This is a genomic window from uncultured Anaerococcus sp., assembly GCF_947253225.1.
Taxonomy (GTDB): Bacteria; Bacillota; Clostridia; order Tissierellales; family Peptoniphilaceae; genus Anaerococcus.
Genome location: NZ_CAMXYR010000012.1, coordinates 16,330 through 32,798, shown reverse-complemented (window position 1 = coordinate 32,798; position 16,469 = coordinate 16,330). Strand labels below are relative to the sequence as shown.

16 protein-coding genes and 1 pseudogene are annotated in these 16,469 nt (G+C 37.4%); 8 read left to right on the top strand and 9 right to left on the bottom strand.

Going from position 1 to position 16,469, the window contains the following annotated elements; genetic code table 11:
* A pseudogene (locus Q0W95_RS02975) lies at positions 1-251 on the top strand (hypothetical protein); the annotation flags it as partial.
* 92 nt (positions 252-343) lie between these two features.
* Here Q0W95_RS02975 and Q0W95_RS02970 read toward each other — a convergent pair.
* The 4 genes from Q0W95_RS02970 to Q0W95_RS02955 form a co-directional block, all read right to left on the bottom strand.
* On the bottom strand, positions 344-2,872 hold the full coding sequence (locus tag Q0W95_RS02970; protein WP_297789842.1) for a ribonucleoside-diphosphate reductase subunit alpha: 2,529 nt from the start codon (positions 2,870-2,872) through the stop codon (positions 344-346).
* A 249-nt stretch (positions 2,873-3,121) separates the two neighbouring features.
* Positions 3,122-3,592, bottom strand: coding sequence for an RDD family protein (locus Q0W95_RS02965; protein WP_297789840.1), 471 nt, complete (start codon positions 3,590-3,592; stop codon positions 3,122-3,124).
* A complete protein-coding gene (sppA, locus tag Q0W95_RS02960; protein ID WP_297789837.1) occupies positions 3,585-4,568 on the bottom strand; it encodes a signal peptide peptidase SppA in 984 nt (327 codons plus the stop codon). The genes Q0W95_RS02965 and sppA overlap by 8 nt, the downstream gene beginning before the upstream one ends.
* A 154-nt stretch (positions 4,569-4,722) precedes the next feature.
* The gene (locus Q0W95_RS02955) at positions 4,723-5,166 is read right to left on the bottom strand and encodes a DUF3842 family protein (protein WP_297789835.1); all 444 of its coding nucleotides are present in this window, start codon (positions 5,164-5,166) and stop codon (positions 4,723-4,725) included.
* 170 nt (positions 5,167-5,336) lie between these two features.
* On the opposite strand from Q0W95_RS02955, the gene larE reads away from it, so the two are divergent.
* Genes larE through Q0W95_RS02920 form a run of 7 tightly spaced genes read left to right on the top strand, consistent with a single transcriptional unit; the run spans position 5,337 to position 10,961 of the window.
* Positions 5,337-6,191: an ATP-dependent sacrificial sulfur transferase LarE gene (gene larE, locus Q0W95_RS02950; protein ID WP_297789833.1), complete on the top strand. Its 855-nt coding sequence runs from the start codon at positions 5,337-5,339 to the stop codon at positions 6,189-6,191.
* Positions 6,181-6,927 carry a nickel pincer cofactor biosynthesis protein LarB gene (larB, locus tag Q0W95_RS02945; RefSeq protein WP_297789831.1) on the top strand — a complete coding sequence of 249 codons (747 nt, stop codon included), beginning with the start codon at positions 6,181-6,183 and terminating at the stop codon, positions 6,925-6,927. The genes larE and larB overlap by 11 nt, the downstream gene beginning before the upstream one ends.
* The gene (locus Q0W95_RS02940; protein WP_297789829.1) at positions 6,928-7,710 is read left to right on the top strand and encodes a LarC family nickel insertion protein; all 783 of its coding nucleotides are present in this window, start codon (positions 6,928-6,930) and stop codon (positions 7,708-7,710) included.
* Between the two features lie 41 nt (positions 7,711-7,751).
* Entirely contained in the window at positions 7,752-8,138 is a 387-nt protein-coding gene (larC, locus tag Q0W95_RS02935; protein ID WP_297789827.1) for a nickel insertion protein, read from the top strand.
* Positions 8,128-9,306 (top strand): ABC transporter substrate-binding protein, encoded by a 1,179-nt coding sequence (locus tag Q0W95_RS02930; protein WP_297789825.1) that lies wholly within the window; start codon positions 8,128-8,130, stop codon positions 9,304-9,306. The genes larC and Q0W95_RS02930 overlap by 11 nt, the downstream gene beginning before the upstream one ends.
* Positions 9,299-10,258: an iron ABC transporter permease gene (locus tag Q0W95_RS02925; protein WP_297789823.1), complete on the top strand. Its 960-nt coding sequence runs from the start codon at positions 9,299-9,301 to the stop codon at positions 10,256-10,258. The genes Q0W95_RS02930 and Q0W95_RS02925 overlap by 8 nt, the downstream gene beginning before the upstream one ends.
* Positions 10,251-10,961: an ABC transporter ATP-binding protein gene (locus Q0W95_RS02920; protein ID WP_297789821.1), complete on the top strand. Its 711-nt coding sequence runs from the start codon at positions 10,251-10,253 to the stop codon at positions 10,959-10,961. The genes Q0W95_RS02925 and Q0W95_RS02920 overlap by 8 nt, the downstream gene beginning before the upstream one ends.
* A gap of 230 nt (positions 10,962-11,191) precedes the next feature.
* On the opposite strand, the gene Q0W95_RS02915 is transcribed toward Q0W95_RS02920, so the two are convergent.
* From Q0W95_RS02915 to trxA, 5 genes are all read right to left on the bottom strand, one after another.
* Positions 11,192-12,331: a hypothetical protein gene (locus Q0W95_RS02915; RefSeq protein ID WP_297789819.1), complete on the bottom strand. Its 1,140-nt coding sequence runs from the start codon at positions 12,329-12,331 to the stop codon at positions 11,192-11,194.
* Between the two features lie 185 nt (positions 12,332-12,516).
* Positions 12,517-14,502: an ATP-dependent zinc metalloprotease FtsH gene (ftsH, locus tag Q0W95_RS02910; RefSeq protein ID WP_297789817.1), complete on the bottom strand. Its 1,986-nt coding sequence runs from the start codon at positions 14,500-14,502 to the stop codon at positions 12,517-12,519.
* Positions 14,502-14,975, bottom strand: a complete 474-nt coding sequence (locus Q0W95_RS02905; RefSeq protein WP_297789816.1) for a MarR family transcriptional regulator — start codon at positions 14,973-14,975, stop codon at positions 14,502-14,504. The genes ftsH and Q0W95_RS02905 overlap by 1 nt, the downstream gene beginning before the upstream one ends.
* A gap of 319 nt (positions 14,976-15,294) precedes the next feature.
* On the bottom strand, positions 15,295-16,158 hold the full coding sequence (locus Q0W95_RS02900; RefSeq protein WP_297789815.1) for an NAD(P)/FAD-dependent oxidoreductase: 864 nt from the start codon (positions 16,156-16,158) through the stop codon (positions 15,295-15,297).
* Entirely contained in the window at positions 16,158-16,466 is a 309-nt protein-coding gene (trxA, locus tag Q0W95_RS02895; RefSeq protein ID WP_297789814.1) for a thioredoxin, read from the bottom strand. The genes Q0W95_RS02900 and trxA overlap by 1 nt, the downstream gene beginning before the upstream one ends.
* Between the last annotated feature and the right edge of the window lie 3 nt (positions 16,467-16,469).

The following is a 16,469-nucleotide window of genomic DNA, read 5'->3' as shown; positions in this document are numbered from 1 at the left end:
TGTTTACATTTTCTATATTTAAGGAAAAAAGTCTGATTAATCTGGGTAAGAAGTCTAGGCTAAATAAGATTTTAGCTCTAGTTATTGCGATTTTGTTAATCTTTGTTTTATCTGTTATCCAAGAAAAACTCGGCATCAGAGCCTATAGCTTTATAAATGACGAATATAAATTCAATAAAATTTATTTGGTGCTTGCATACTTTGTAATAAATTTCATTTTGGATGGGCTAAGTTACCTTAGAGAAAAATAAAAGACCTCTTGTGGCTAGGTTCTAAGCTAGTTTTTAGCCTAGCTTTGGACTTTTCACAAGGGTCTTTTCGTATCTTCATTTGTCTTTAATTTCTAACTTGCACAGGAATCACATTCCTCTACTTCGAGAGATTTACCTCTTACATAATAGATTGATTTAACTCCAGCTTCCCATGCTGTGAGATAGATGTTTAAGATTTGTCTCATGGTGTATTCTGTAGTTATATAAATATTTACAGATTGACCTTGGTCGATGTGTCTTTGTCTTACGCCCGCCATTCTCATAGATATATTTTGGTCTATGTCGTGGGCGTTTTCATACAACCAGAAGGTCTTTGTTGTAAGACCTGGAGCAACTCTTGGAACTATTGCTCCCTTTTTTTCTTCTAGGAAGTAACGACTCATGATTGGATCCACTCCAGCAGATGTTCCAGATATAATTGAAGTTGACCCTGTTGGTGCGATTGCCATTAGGTAGCCATTTCTTAGACCGTTTTCTTTGATTGCTTTTCTTAATTCTTCCCATCTTTGGCTCTTATAAGCTCTCATTTCGAAGTAGGATCCACTTTCCCAGTCACTTCCTTCAAAGCAAGAGTAAGCTCCCTTTTCCTTGGCTATCTCGCAAGATTCTTTGATGGCATAATAATTTATATCCTCATAGACCCTATCAACAAATTCTGCATGAGCCTTCTCGTCTTGCCATCTTATATCATTTTTGACAAGCATGTGATGGTAGCCACTTGTACCAAGACCTATAGCCCTGTATTTTTTGTTGGTTACCTTGGCATAAGGAGTTGGATAATAGTTTAGGTCGATTACATTGTCAAGAGCCCTTACTATTGTCCTAACAGTTTCTTCAAGCTCTTCGCTATTGTTTACATCGACTTTTCCCAAAGTAAGACTTGCTAGGTTACATTCTACAAAATCCCCTGGTTTCGTCTTGGTAACTATGATTGTATCACCATTTTTATCTACAATTTCTGTAGAAACTGATTCTGATGGACTCATGTTTTGGGCGATTTCTGTACAAAGGTTAGATGAATAAATCATGCCCTTGTGTTTGTTAGGGTTGGTTCTATTTACAGCATCTCTATTAAAGATGAACGGAGTTCCTGTTTCTGTCCATGATTTGATAAGGAGTCTTACCATATCCTTTACAGACATAGTTCTTCTTGAAATTTCCTTATCTTCAACAAGTTGTTTGTAAAATTCTTCAAACTCTTCTCCGTAGGTATCTTCAATTGATCTGCCATATTTTTTTTCAACTTCATGAGGGTCGAACATATGCCAATCAGCATTTATATCATCACGAGTTAGTTTCCAAAATAGGTCTGGCACACACACTCCAGGAAAGACATCGTGGGCTTTCATCCTGTCATCCCCGTTGTTAGTCCTTAGTCCCAAAAATTCTGGCATATCCTTATGCCAAATATCAAGATAGACTGCAACTGCTCCTTGCCTTACGCCAAGTTGGTCAACTGCAACAGCTGTATCGTTGGCAAGTCTTATCCAGCGAATAACCCCACCTGCTACTCCCTCAAAGCCTCTTATATCTGACCCATTGGCTCTAACTTTACCGAAATACAAGCCCATTCCCCCACCGTGCTTGGATACTTCGGCAAAATTGGTTATGGAACGGTAAATTCCTTTAAGGGTATCTGGTACTGTATCTATGAAGCAAGAGGATAATTGGTTAAAAGGCTTTCTGGCATTGGTCATTGTTGGTGTAGCCATTGTTGCCTTTAGGGTTGATAGGATATCATAGACTCTCTTAGCAAAGGCTACCCTGTTTATTTCTGGGATGGCAAGATGCATGGCAATACCCATAAACATTTCTTGAACTTTTTCTATCAAATCTCCCTTGTGGTTGGTGATTAGGTATCTCTTCTTTAGGAGGTCTAGACCTGAGTAGGTGAAGATATCATCCCTAGTAAAGTCCATATATCTCTCAAGCTCATCTAGGTCATCAGATGAGTAATTTTCTAGAATATAAGCTCCATAGAGTCCCTTTTCTGTAAGAAACTTTATCTTTGTCTTGAAGTCAAAAAGTTCGTATCTCTCTTCGCTTTTTTCAATCTCTAAGTTTATCTGATACATCAAGAACCTGGCTGCTATTATCTCCCAATCAGGTGCTTCCTTGCTTGTCAGCTCACTTGCAGCCCTTGTTAGGGCCTTTAACAAATCTTCTTCTGTCATGTTAGGTTTTAGGAAGGATTCAAACTTAAAGAGGAGTGAGTCGATTGGGTATCTTTGATTGTCAAACTCTGCCTGAACCTTGCTAACAATCTCTAAGACTTTCTTATCTTCAATATATCTCGAAAAATCCGCTAATACTTTTCTATCCATGTTGTGCTTAGCCCTATAAAGAATAAAAGACTTAACTTCCCTATAATAGTTTTCATCAATCAAGGTAAGCTCAACTAGGTCTTGGACTTCTTCGACTGTAGGAATATGGTCTTTGGGATATTTTTCTTGGATGGTAGTTTCTATCCTATCCGACATTTTTTTTAGCTCTTCTGCCTTAATACTACTATCGACAGAAGAAAACGCCTTAGCTATAGCTATTTCTATCTTAGCCTTCTCAAAGTCCACCTTGGTTCCGTCTCTTTTTATAATTTGCATGGGCTCTCCTTATATTTTTATATGATAATTGCTTAGTCTCACTTAATTATTTATTAACTATAAACCACTATTATGGCAAGGATTAAGCGGATTTTCTCTAATCCGTGTCCACTACATATAGTGCTTTTAATTATTAACCGAATATTATCATACCATATCTTGTGGTTTTTAAAAGTAGAAAAAAATAGCACAAATTCGCCATTCGCTAAAATTAGTGCTATTTTCCTTAAATATTTTTGAATTTTATTTTTAATTTTTGTAAAGGTGGTTATAGATATCTTCCTTAACTACAGTTGTATCCAAAAGAACATCAAAGAGTCCTTGTTTTTTGGGAGTAAGCCCAACTATTATATATAAAATAGTAAACTTATTAGAAACATACCTACCAGCTAGCTCTCTCAACAGCACTTGACCAAGGCTTAGTTTGTCGGAGGTCAGGGATACCGTCCTAAGTCCTAAAATCATCTTGCCCAAAGTTCTTCCATTTGTAAAATAAGTCATTAGTGAAAAATAGGCTAAGGTTAGGATGGTCTTTATTATTTCTCCTAGGCTAAAATATAGGATTTGCCTATCCATATCTAGGGGCAAGAAAATTTTGACTATGGTATAAATTGCTCCTGCAACTAGCATATCAATAATAAAGGCGACAAGTCTTATATAAAAACCCGCATAGGCAAAGCTATAATCTCTTTCCCCAAGGTCTACTTTTAGGTCAGTCATTGTAAGCTCCAAACAAATACATTGGTCTAATATCATTTTCTTTCATCAATTTTTCCAAAACTGCAAGGTCGGATGAATTTTTCCTCAAATCAATAGCCTTGGAGAAAAGTGAGGTGAAAGGAGTCATAAGGTCTTTATTCCTTGTTACCATAGGATCGGTCAGCTTATTCTCCTTAGTCATATCAGCTATAGCTTGGTCTATATCTCCTATCTTATCGACAAGACCCAAGCTAAGGGCTTGACTACCATCATAAACTCTACCGTCGGCTATTTTTCTTACTTCTCTTTCAGAAAGTCCCCTACCTTCTGAAACAATTTTTACAAACCTGTCGAAAGCAGAATCGACTAGACCTTGGAAGTATTCTTTTTCTTCCTTGCTCATATCTCGTCCCATTGTTCCAGCATCTTTCATCTTACCTGTTGTTATATTTTGCTCTTTTACTCCATACTTATCAAAAAGGCCTTGGAAAGACTTTGATTGGATGATTACTCCAATTGAGCCTGTCCATGTTTCATTTGATGCATAAATCCTATTAGTAGGTGCTGATATATAGTAGCCACCACTGGCTGCCATCTCTCCCATTACTGTATAAACTGGTTTTTTAGCTTCCTTTAGATCTTTGATTTCCTTGGCTATTCTTTCAGAAGCATAAACAGACCCACCAGGTGAATTGACATTTAGGATTACTCCCTTGACAAGAGAATCTTCCTTGGCTTTTTTTAGCTCTTCAACTGCAAAGTCATTGGCCTCATCAGACTTTATAACTCCCGTTACATCTACAATTTTTATCTTCTCTTTTTCGTTACTTCCTTGGTAGACTTCCTCTGTATAGTTAGAAAAATCAGTTAAGTCTTTGAAATATTTATTCTTAAAAGTTTCCTCGCCCTCAGCTTCTTTGTCTTTGGCAAATACCGATACTACAAATACAAGCAGGGTTATGGCGATGGCTATCCATCTTTTTGCGTTATTTTTCATAAATTCTCCTTTCATTTATCTTAAAAATATAACATAATCTAAGATTTGATGCAATTATTAAATTGCTTTTTACTTCTTTATTAAGTACAATATTAGTGCATTACAATTATCGTTAACACTAAGATACATTGTTTATGTATAGCTCCTTTAGGAGCTATCTACATATATCGGGACTAGCTAGTCCCTTTTTTTGTTCTATATTTTCTAAAAGTCTCTCAACAGCCTTGCCTAAAAGCTCTTCTATGGAGGATTTTTCTGTGCTAACTATATGGGTCCTGCAACAATCGAAGGGGATTAGGATTCTTGTGGCATAGGATTTGCCAATAGCCACTGCCATTTTTTCGCTAATTTCTCCATGAAGGGAGTTTGTTATGACAATTCCTGTCGTTCCTAGTATGTAATCTGCATCACTTGCATTTACAATAGCCGCATTTTCACCTGTAGCAATTATATCAGCTCCCGCCTTCTTCATGGCCTTACTGGAAAAATAATTTGTTCCGATTCCATAAACTATTGCATCAAGATTTTTGTTTTTTATCTTGCTAACTAGGCTTGCCCCAAGAGAGCCTCCCTGCCCATCTATTATTACAATTTTCATATACACTTCTCCTTGGTATTTATTTTATCATAAACTGCCAAATTTGACCTTGTTTTTTTTATATGCTATGATGAAACTACTAGTACGAAGCTAGTTTGTTAGTATAAGCTAAGGTATAACCATGAGGGTTTAGGGATTCCTATACCCTTTTTTATTAGTTAGGAATATATATGGAAAATGATAAAAGAGAAAAACTAAATGAAAGAATAAAAGAGCTTCTTTCTGATAAATTTGTTCTTGCCTTTTCTGGAGGAGTAGACTCAGCTCTAATTCTTAAACTCGCAAGTCTTTTTAGGAAAAGAGAAAACGATGTAGTAGCTATTATGTATAATACAAATACTACACCAGATGGGGACTTGGAAAATGCAGAAAAGTTGGCAAAAGAAATGGGAGTTAGGCTAGAAGTTGTAAGCATTGATGTTTTTGATAATGACCACATCAAAACCAATACCATAGATAGGTGCTACCATTGCAAGAGCTTTCTCTTCGATAAAGCCTTCAAGCTTAAAGATAAGCTGGGCTATGCCCATGTTGTCGATGGGTCTAACCTAGATGATAGCAAGGTTTTTAGGCCAGGAGTAAAGGCTTTGAATGATAAGGGGGTTATAAGTCCCCTCAAGGAATGTTCTTTTACCAAAGAGATGGTCAGAGCCTATGCCAAAGAGCTCGGACTTTCTGTCTACAAAAGACCATCCGCCCCTTGTCTTGCTACAAGGTTTCCCTACAACGAACTTATTGATACCACTAAATTTGACTCCATAAATAAGGCAGAAGCTTACCTAAAGAATTTGGGGCTTAGGAATGTCCGTGTGAGAGTCTATGGAGATAATACTAGGATAGAGGTTGATAAGTCTGATTTTGCTAAGGTTTTTGACAAAGCAGAGGAAATTAATAAGGAATTTAGAGAACTTGGCTTTAAGTATGTTAATCTCGACCTTGCTGGTTTTAGGTCGGGGTCAATGGATGAGGTCCTAAGAAAGGAAGATAAGCTAAAGCTTAATCCATGGTTAGATGATGAAAGATAGAGAATTTTTAGAAAAAATAAAAAGTGGGCAAATGTCGATTGAAGATGGGCTTACCTACCTAAAGGATTTTAATTTTAAAGATATAGATATAGCAAAACTTGATTTTCAAAGGAAAAATAGGAGGGGATTTCCTGAAACCATCTTCTGTCAAGGTAAAGAGGACTTCGCTCTTTTGGAGATTTTTAAGGCCTTTGACTATAGAAAACAATCCGTCCTAGGAACTAGGGCAAGCATCGAGCAATATGAGCTTATAAAAACCCACCTTCCCCAAGCAAAATACGATAAAACCGCTAGAATTATTTCCCTCAAATATGAAGATATTTCAAAGATAGGTAATATCGCCATTTGCACTGGTGGAACTGCCGACCTTTTTGTGGCAGAAGAGGCTGCTCTTACGGCAGAATTTTTCGGAGCAAGAGTAACTAGATTTTATGATGTAGGAGTTTCGGGACTTCACAGGTTACTTAGTAAAATCGACCAAATCAAGAAAGCTAATGTAATCATTGCCATAGCTGGTATGGAGGGAGCCCTTGCTACGGTTATTGCAGGACTTATCGATAAGCCAATCATAGCTGTACCAACCTCTATAGGCTACGGGGCAAGTTTTAAGGGCATATCCGCCCTCTTAACCATGCTTTCAACTTGTGCTGAGGGCATTTCGGTTGTAAATATTGATAATGGCTATGGAGCAGCCTACGCTGCCTGCCAAATAAATAAACTTATAGAGGAGAAATAAATGGACTTATATTTTGAAATGTATTCAGGAATTGCGGGAGATATGACCATAGGAGCCTTACTAGACCTTGGTGCAAGCCGAGAAAAACTTCTATCCGCTATCGACTCACTTGGTATCGAAGGTTATGACCTAGTTTTTGAGAGAGTTAAAAAAAGTGGGATTGATGCATATAACTTCGATGTTTTACTAAAAAATAATCATAACCATAAGCATGACCACGACCATCATGACCATAGCCATCATAGCCACACCCACAGAAACTTAGCCGATATAGAAAAAATCATCTCATCTTCAGAGAGACTTTCAGACAAGGTAAAAAAGGATGCCTTGGGAATTTTTGATATCCTAGCCCAAGCAGAGGCTCTCGCTCATGGAATCAACAAAAATGAGGTTCATTTTCATGAGGTTGGAGCAGTAGACTCTATCATAGATATAGTTGGAGTTTGCGTTCTTATGGAAGATTTAGCTGTGGATAATATTTATTTTTCCAAACTCTATGAAGGAGTCGGCAGACAAAAATGTGCCCACGGTTTTATGCCCATCCCTGTTCCAGCAGTTGTCAATATTCTAAAGGATACTGATATAAGTCTTAATATTATAAACGAAGATGGAGAACATATAACTCCAACTGGAGCAGCTATTGTCAAATATTTCAATAAATCCCTAAGTCTTGATGAGTTTAATATCAAAAAAATCGGCCTAGGAGCTGGCAACAAGGACTTTGAAAAGTCAACCAATATTCTAAGGATTATGGAAATTACAAATCCTAAAAAAAAAGCCTAATCTTAGCTGAAACAAATATAGATGATTCGACAGGCGAAGTCTTGGGCTTTGTCATGGATGAACTAATGAAGGTAGCTAGAGATTGTTTCTACACTCCAATTTATATGAAGAAAAACCGTCCAGCCTACAAGCTTTCTGTCCTATGTGATAGCGATAAAATAGAGCTTGTAGAGGATATAATCTTTGCTAACACAAGCTCTATCGGTATAAGAAAAACGCAAGTTGAAAGAACTATCCTAGAAAGAGAAAGTGTAACTATCCCTTACCAGGGGCTTAGTCTTTCCTACAAGAAAGTTTTTCACAAGGATAATTCCTATATCTATCCTGAATACCAGTCCGCCCTCGAATTTTCTAGGAAATACTGTCTTCCAATTAAGGAAGCCTTTGATAGCTTAAAATTTATTTATGGAGAAAAATATGAAAAATAAACTGAGAAATTTTAGCCTTATGGCAATCTTATTGCTTATCCTTACCGCCTGTGGTTCAGGGGAGAAAAAGGCCACAGATGATACTAAATCAAGCAAGCAAGTCGCTGAAACAAGCAAAAACGTTGATGGGAAAATAGAAATAGAAGATGTCCTCGGCAGGAAGATAACCCTCGATAAACCTATGGAGAAGGTTATAATCCAAGGCTCAGGTTCAGGCGGTCCTTTTATGACCATGATGTATCTCGATAAGGACAATTTCTACAAGAAGATTGGTGGCATGGACGATGGAATCAGAAAGCATAGAAACGACCTCTACAAAAGACTTGTAGAGAAAATACCCGAGCTTGAAAATGTCAAAAGAGTAAGCAATTTTTCCGACAACGACTTTTCTGTAGAAGAGTTGCTTGCAATTGATGCTGATGGAATTATAGCCCCAGTATCCTACAAGGCTCAACTTGATTCTATAGAAGATAAGCTCGGAATTCCAATCCTCTATGTCGATTACCACAACCAAGAATTTGATGACCACCTAAAGTCTACCGAAATAATAGCCAAGGCTACTGGTCTTGATAAAAATCTCGACAAACTAAATGGTTTCTACAAAGAAAAGATTGATAATATGAAAGATAGAATAAAGGATGTCAAAACCAAGCCAAATGTGTTCCTAGAACATGGCTATGAAGGTGAACACGCCCTTGGCAACTCCTATGGTAACAAGATGATGTGGGGCAAGATTATATGTGATGCTGGTGGCCACAACCTAGCTGGAGATATCCTAGGTGAAAAGGAAGCAACACCTGTGTCTGAAGAATTTGTCCTATCCTCAAACCCTGATATGATTTTCATTACTGGTGCTGAATGGGTTGAAAAGCCCGAATCTATGAAGATGGGCTTTGGAATAAATCCAAAAGACGTAAGTGCAAAAATTGAAAAATATAAGAGCAGAAATGGTTGGGCCGACCTAAAGGCTATGAAGGATAAGAAGGTCTATGTTATAGGTCAAAACTTAGCCCGTGATATGAGCGATTTTTATGCCTACGAAGCTCTCGCAAAGGCCTTCCACCCAGACCTCTTTAGGGATGTGGATCCTGATGCCGATATGAAAGAATTTTATCAAAACTTCATGCCTATAGAATATCAAGGATGTTGGTTTACTAAGTATGAGTAAGAATAAGAAAATTTTTATCCTTATTATGATGGTTGCCCTTGTTGGACTTTGCGACTTATTTATTGGGGTTGGAGACCTAAAACCTTCTGACCTCATAAGCCTTACAAACTTACAAAAAACCATCCTCTTTAAAATAAGGCTTCCAGAGATGACCACAGCCCTAGTCCTTGGTATGATTTTGGGGCTTGCTGGTGCTTGTATGCAGACAATTCTTGATAACCCACTCGCCTCTCCATTTACCCTAGGAGTTTCATCAGCGGCTGGTTTTGGAGCGTCTTTTTTCCTCATATTAGGCTTTTCAATAAACTTTATCTCTATTGGAGCGATTGGATTTGCCTTAATAGCTATTGCCTTTGTCTACATAATATCTAGGAGAAACTTCGCCAATACTAGTTCTATGATTCTTGCTGGAATTGCTGTGAAGTTCTTCTTTGATTCGCTCACAAGCCTTATGCAATATATTTCCACCGATGAAACCCTATCATCCATAGTTTTTTGGCTTTTTGGTTCTGTCTCAAACACCAAGCCAGAAGGAATATTGATCCTATTCATAGCCTTCATAATCTCCTTCATAATTATAATAAGGGATTCTCACAAGCTAACTGCCCTTAGGTTTGGAGAGGATAGGGCAAGGAGCTTGGGGATAAATGTCAAGGTACTCAAGATAAGGACTTTCATAATAGTATCCGTCCTTTCATCAATTGGCGTAAGCTTTGCTGGAGTTATAGGATTTATCGGGGTTATTGCCCCACATTTATCAAGGAAGTTCCTAGGGGAAGACCAAAGATATTACATCACAGCATCAAGCCTAATAGGGGCTTTTTTGCTAGTCCTTTCTTCAGGTCTATCAAAGCTTGTAAAACCAGGATCAATTCTTCCGATAGGCATCATGGCAAGCCTTGTCGGACTTCCTTTAATCTTTATATTTTTATTTGGAGGCAAGCATGATTGAAGCAAGAAACTTATCCATCTCCTACGACAGGCTAATCATAGACGATATTTCCTTTAAGCTTGAAGAAGGCAATGTAAATATATTGATGGGAAGAAATGGTTCTGGAAAATCGACCATTCTAAATGCTATTAGTGGTATCAAAGCCCACCGTGGAGAAATAAAAACATCTGGCAAGGTCTCCTACCTCAACCAAAACATTAATTCCAAGATAAGATTTACAGTCTTTGAGACTATCTTGCTTGGCAAGGTAGAGGACTTATCTCTTAGAATAAGCAAGGAAGATAAGAAAGAGGCAGAAAAAATCCTAGATATCTTGGATATAAGGTCTTATAGGGACAGATACATCAATAGACTGTCAGGAGGGGAGGTTCAAAAAGTTTTCATAGGTCAAGCCCTAGTTGCAAACCCAAAAGTCCTCCTCCTAGATGAGCCAGTAAGTGCTCTAGATCTTAAAAACCAATATGAGATAATGAGGATAATTACCGATTTAACAAGAAAGCTTAACCTCACAACCCTTATAAGCCTCCACCAAATAGGTCTAATAGAGAAATTTGCCGACCATATTATTTTAATCAATGACAAAAAAATATATAGAGAAGGAACGTCCAGAGAAGTTATGGATGAAAAAATGTTTAGAGAAGTCTTTGATATGGAAACAGATATTAGGGATTTTGATGGAAATAGATATATTTATTTCAAATAAAAACCAGAAGCGAAAATCACACCCCATCTTTGAGGACGAGGTGGGTCGACGCTTCTGGTCTTAGTATCTTAACTTTTCTATAGGGAGAATCAATTCTGTTATAAACTTATCTTCATCAAAGCTTGTCCAATAATCATAGTCCTTAGCTACTTTTTATTCTTTATCCTTTAGCTAGCAATAGAATTTTTCTAAACAATCAATTACCCTATTCGGATCTTGCTCTTAAAGTACTAGAGCAAGACCAAGGCAAAGATGTGGGCTGCAAAGCCTGCACAAAGTCCTCCTATGGTGTGAGCAAGGATTGCTGAGCTCGTCATCTCTTTGGTACCCAGAGCATCCATCATGGCTATGTGAGTTGAAAGATATCCCGACCAGCACATACACATGGCTGTAAATACTGCTATATCATTTCCTGAAACTGTTCCACTGCTTGCAAATTCTTTTACTACGCCAAGGGCTGCCCCAGCAGAGCCTAAGGCTGTGATTGGAACGGCTATAAAGGAATCATTGGTAAAGCCAAAGATTGGACTTAGTATAAAGGAAAGTTTTTCTCCAAGCCAAGGAAGAAAGGCAACTCCTTCGCCTATTGCTCCTGTATATCCACCAGCTGGCATCTTATTTGTCAAAATCATTACCACTGTACAAATAGTTATTACTCCAGGAATTATCGCAACTCCCATGTCTACTCCACGCTTGCCACCATGAAGGATTGCTTCAATAGCCCTAGAGCCTGCCGAGCCAGTTCTTATTATCCTATATCCCTTTGGTACATCGGCTACATTCGCCACCTTAACCATTTCACTCGTTCCATAATGCTTTTTGGTAAAGCTCAACATAACCCTAACTGAAACAATTGATCCTACAATAGCCCCCAAATTTCCTATAAAAGCTGCCTTTACTGCACCTTCAACATGAAGAGCAAACATTGTTGTAGTAACTATTAGCCCCATACCGAATGATGTTCCCAAGTTACATAGGGCTGGCATTTGGTACTTCTTAAAATATTTTTTGAAATTATCTTCATCAGCTAGGGTCAAGATGGCAGGATTATCTGATAGATAACAATTTAATATTCCCAAGGAGGATGCGCCTGGAAGGTTGTAGATTGGTTTCATTACTTTTGATAAAACTACATCAACTAGGGCTATAAAGCCAAACTCAGAGAAAAGACCAGAAAGAGCTCCAGCAACCACAGATATCCCCATTATGTAAAAACAAGTATCCATTAGGAGTCTGTAGCCTGTATTCATTATTGTTGCGAGCATATTTGTAGGTCCCATTATCTTTCCTATCCACCCAAACATCCCAAAAAACATACCGATAAATACAAAATTTTCGATGCTAATATTCTTTTTATAACTACTTTGCATATCCCCTCCTCTTAAGCTATTTATCTTAAAAATCACCAAGGTTTCCATCCTTGGTTTTTGTAATCTTATATTTCTTAATAAATCATATCTTTTTCACAAAGTTAAGTCAATATCACCCTTTACTTATCTGGCTTAGAAGTTTTAGAGATAGAAAAAGTCCCAAGCCCTTTGACTTGGAACTCGTCTTATTCTTTTATATTATCTTCGCCATTTTCTTGGTCTTCATCCTTCGATTTATCACCTTCATCACTGGCTTCATTATTTGCTTGTGAATTTTCTTCCTTAGCAAGGTCATCGCTAACTGGTTCAGAGTTTTTTTCTTCGAGGACTTTCTTGTTGTTTAGGATATCCATAAATTGTTCACCAGTTATTGTCTCTTCCCTAAGTAGGAAGTCTGAAATCTCGTGAAGTTTTTCTAGGTTATCCTTTAGGATTTCTATGGCTCTCATGTGAGCTTGGGCGATTATTTTGGCAACTTTTTCGTCAATCTTATCTCCCGTTCCATTAGATACAATCATAGCTCTTTGACCACCTAAGTATCTACCTTGGATTTGTTCCAGTTGCATAAAGTCAAAGTCATCATCCATACCATAGATTGTTACCATATTTCTTGCTATTGCTGTAGCTCTTTCGATATCGTTACTTGCACCAGTAGTCTTGGTATTAAAGATTAACTCTTCTGCTGACCTACCACCTGCGAAGGTTACTATTTCATCAAATAGCTCCTGTTTGGTCATGATGTATTTTTCATCCTTATCGACTGTCATGGTGTAACCTAGAGATCCACCTGTCCTTGGCACTATGGTAATCTTGGTTACTGGGGTCTTTTGAGTTTGGATGGCTGCTACAAGAGCATGGCCAACTTCATGGTAGGCGATAATTTTCTTCTGGTCATCGCTTATTACTGCATTTTTCTTTTGAGCTCCTGCTATTACAGTTTCAATTGATTCTTCTAGGTCCTCTTGGGTAAGCTTGTTTCTTCCTTCTCTTACGGCACGAAGAGCACCCTCATTTATGATATTGGCAAGGTCAGCACCACTTGTTCCAGCAGTTCTTTTTGCAATTTCTTCATAGTCTATATTATCTTCACGCTTGATATTTTTAGCGTGAACTTTTAGGATATCTTCACGACCCTTGAGGTCTGGAAGCTCAACTTGAACTTGTCTATCAAAACGTCCTGGCCTTGTTAGGGCAGGATCTAGAATTTCTGGTCTGTTGGTAGCTGCAAGAAGGACAACCCCTTCTGTGGCATCAAAACCGTCCATCTCATTTAAAAGTTGGTTTAGGGTTTGTTCACGCTCATCATTTCCAGAATATCCAGAAACATCACGTTTCTTACCAATAGCATCTATCTCATCAATGAAAACTATACAAGGGGCTTTTTCCTTGGCTTGTTTAAAAAGGTCACGAACCTTGCTAGCTCCCATACCTACGAACATCTCTACAAATTCAGAACCTGAAATTGAGAAAAATGGAACATTGGCTTCACCAGCTACGGCTTGAGCCATAAGGGTCTTACCAGTTCCTGGAGGTCCTACAAGCAAAACTCCCTTAGGAACTTTTGCTCCGATTTCCTTGTATTTTCCAGGATTGTGGAGGAAATCAACTATTTCACTTAGGGAATCCTTGGCCTCTTCTTGACCTGCCACATCCTTAAAGGTCTTGCCTGTTTTATTTTCCACATAAATTTTAGCATTTGACTTGCCAAAATTCATAAAGTCTGCCCCACCACGGCCACCCATGGTTTTGGTTAAAGACCTTGATGCAAAGTAGAAAATAACCCATATGAAAAGCAAAGGCAAGATGCTTGTCAAAAATAGGGATAGGTAAGGATTCATCCTTGTTTCTATTTCTTGGCTAAAAACTAGCTTGTCATTTCTTTTCTTGGCTTGTAAAAGTCTCTCAGTAAGGTCAGTATCTTGCCAAAGTCCTGTCTCATAGACTTTCTCTTCCTTGCCGACCTTGGCCTTGAAGGTATACTTTTGGTCATTTTTAGATACTTCCGTTACCTGATTTTTATCTATCATGTCTACAAATTGTGAGTAGCTCACTTCCTTTACACTTTCATCCTTGGATATAGGATTTAATGCGAAATGCACTACCACAAAAATCACTATGGCAACCAACCAATAATATAATAAAGGTCTCTTGCCCTTACTTGGGTTTGTCATTATAAACCACTCCTAGCTATATACTTATCGAGAAGACTTTCTAGGGCACAAAGTTCATCAATAATAGTTTGTACATTCACATCTACTCCACCTTCTGGGATCTCTTCCCTAAGCTTTTGGAAGTAATCGTCAACCATACAAGCTGCCTCGTTTCCCTTATCTGTCAACCTAACATTGACAACACGCTCGTCTTCTTCACTCCTAACTCTATTTACAAAGCCTTGTTTTTCAAGTCTTTTACAGATATTTGAAATATTTCCTCCAGTAATACCTATAGCCTTGCCGAGGCTTCCTATAGAAACATATTTCTCCCTGTTAGCATAAAGAGTTATTATCATTTTTAATTGCAAGGGAGTTATATGTAACTCATTTGCAGTTTCTTGCAACAATAAATCAATTTTATGTGAAATCTCTCTAATCATCGAGAATATGGAATTATTGAATTCAAAAAAATCAATATGTTTTTTGGTCATAAACCCTCCTAGAATATACTATATTATTATCTTACATATAAGTTAAATTTTTTCAATAAAAGTTAAATATGTTTTACATATATTTCCTACATATTTTAACTTTATTGATAAGTAAGACTTAACTATAGTACTTTCTCACCGATATATGGTCAATTCACCAATCCCAAAAACTTTTCCCTCTTTGAACATATAAAGAGAAAAATATACTCCTTATTTATCTAATCTTTTGGAAAACAACGCCTATATAGATTACTTTTCCAAAAGTTATAAGAATTTTTGTATAGTTCTTAGTAGCTTAGACCAGCTATCCCTATGATTTTTATTTTGACTTTATTTTTGTAATATACCTTACTGCATTAAGGCTTGCAATTTGCCCCTGGCCAACTGCCTTCATAAGTTGGTAAGGTAGACCTGTTATATCTCCTGCTGCATAAAGCCCCCTTATATTGGTCGCCATTTTAGCATCTACTTCTATGTGGTTATCGGAAATCTTAACTGACGGAACGAGCCTTTGAGGTTTTGACGAATCTTTTATGATAAAAAAACCATCAGCCTGTATTTTTTTACCCGACTTAAATTCTAAAGACTCGGCTCTAGTTTCACCGACAAAGCCATAAGGAATTTCACCTTCTATAACTTCTATGCAAGGATTTAATTTGATCCCCTTCTTATACATATTCACAAAGGTTAGTTTTTCTACGATTTCTGCTGTAAAATTAGCTTCTTCTATGCTTTCTTCATTATAGCCAAGTACAACAACTTCCTTGCCCCTATAAAGGGCTGCATCACAGGTAGCGCAATAGTTTACGCCCTTGGCGAAAAACTTTTCTTCATTGACCAAATCTTTCTTTAAGTCTATGCCGGTGGCGACAATTACTGCACTCGCTTCGACCATTTCATTATTTTTAAGGCTTAGAGCAAAATAATCTCCCATAGCATAGACAGTTTGAACTCGCTCCTTAGAATATTTTACATCATAGCTTCTTAAACTTGTCTTAAATTTTTCATTAAGGTCTTTGCCACTAATATCAGTAAAACCTAGGTAGTTTTTTATTGACCTTGATTTGACCAAAGCCTTTGAATCTTCCCCAAAAATTATTACCGACTTGTTTCTAATTTTTGCATTTAAAGCGGCGCTAAGCCCTGCTGGACCTGCGCCGATTATTGCTAGATCATATCTCATTATTTGAATTTCGCCATTTTTTCTTCTAAGGCTTCTCTTGAATGAAAACCTACTAGGGTATCTTTTAGGACGCCATCCTTAAAAATCATTAGGGAAGGAACAGCATTTACATTATATTGACTAGCTATATCTTGAGATTCATCAACATCTATATTAAATATTTGATAATTAACTTCTCCTGAAAGTTCTTCTAGGATTGGTCCTTGCATCTTGCATGGTCCACACCAAGTTGCTGAGAAATCCACTAGGGCAAGACCCTTACCATTTTCTACTTCTTGTCTAAATTCGTTTGAGTTTAATTTTTTCATAAT

What these genes read in the sequence shown, in the direction of transcription:
- Q0W95_RS02970 (WP_297789842.1), bottom strand. Translation starts at nt 2,872, where the DNA reads ATGCAAATTATAAAAAGAGACGGAACCAAGGTGGACTTTGAGAAGGCT.
- Q0W95_RS02965 (WP_297789840.1), bottom strand. Translation starts at nt 3,592, where the DNA reads ATGACTGACCTAAAAGTAGACCTTGGGGAAAGAGATTATAGCTTTGCC.
- sppA (WP_297789837.1), bottom strand. Translation starts at nt 4,568, where the DNA reads ATGAAAAATAACGCAAAAAGATGGATAGCCATCGCCATAACCCTGCTT.
- Q0W95_RS02955 (WP_297789835.1), bottom strand. Translation starts at nt 5,166, where the DNA reads ATGAAAATTGTAATAATAGATGGGCAGGGAGGCTCTCTTGGGGCAAGC.
- larE (WP_297789833.1), top strand. Translation starts at nt 5,337, where the DNA reads ATGGAAAATGATAAAAGAGAAAAACTAAATGAAAGAATAAAAGAGCTT.
- larB (WP_297789831.1), top strand. Translation starts at nt 6,181, where the DNA reads ATGAAAGATAGAGAATTTTTAGAAAAAATAAAAAGTGGGCAAATGTCG.
- Q0W95_RS02940 (WP_297789829.1), top strand. Translation starts at nt 6,928, where the DNA reads ATGGACTTATATTTTGAAATGTATTCAGGAATTGCGGGAGATATGACC.
- Q0W95_RS02930 (WP_297789825.1), top strand. Translation starts at nt 8,128, where the DNA reads ATGAAAAATAAACTGAGAAATTTTAGCCTTATGGCAATCTTATTGCTT.
- Q0W95_RS02925 (WP_297789823.1), top strand. Translation starts at nt 9,299, where the DNA reads ATGAGTAAGAATAAGAAAATTTTTATCCTTATTATGATGGTTGCCCTT.
- Q0W95_RS02920 (WP_297789821.1), top strand. Translation starts at nt 10,251, where the DNA reads ATGATTGAAGCAAGAAACTTATCCATCTCCTACGACAGGCTAATCATA.
- Q0W95_RS02915 (WP_297789819.1), bottom strand. Translation starts at nt 12,331, where the DNA reads ATGCAAAGTAGTTATAAAAAGAATATTAGCATCGAAAATTTTGTATTT.
- ftsH (WP_297789817.1), bottom strand. Translation starts at nt 14,502, where the DNA reads ATGACAAACCCAAGTAAGGGCAAGAGACCTTTATTATATTATTGGTTG.
- Q0W95_RS02905 (WP_297789816.1), bottom strand. Translation starts at nt 14,975, where the DNA reads ATGACCAAAAAACATATTGATTTTTTTGAATTCAATAATTCCATATTC.
- Q0W95_RS02900 (WP_297789815.1), bottom strand. Translation starts at nt 16,158, where the DNA reads ATGAGATATGATCTAGCAATAATCGGCGCAGGTCCAGCAGGGCTTAGC.
- trxA (WP_297789814.1), bottom strand. Translation starts at nt 16,466, where the DNA reads ATGAAAAAATTAAACTCAAACGAATTTAGACAAGAAGTAGAAAATGGT.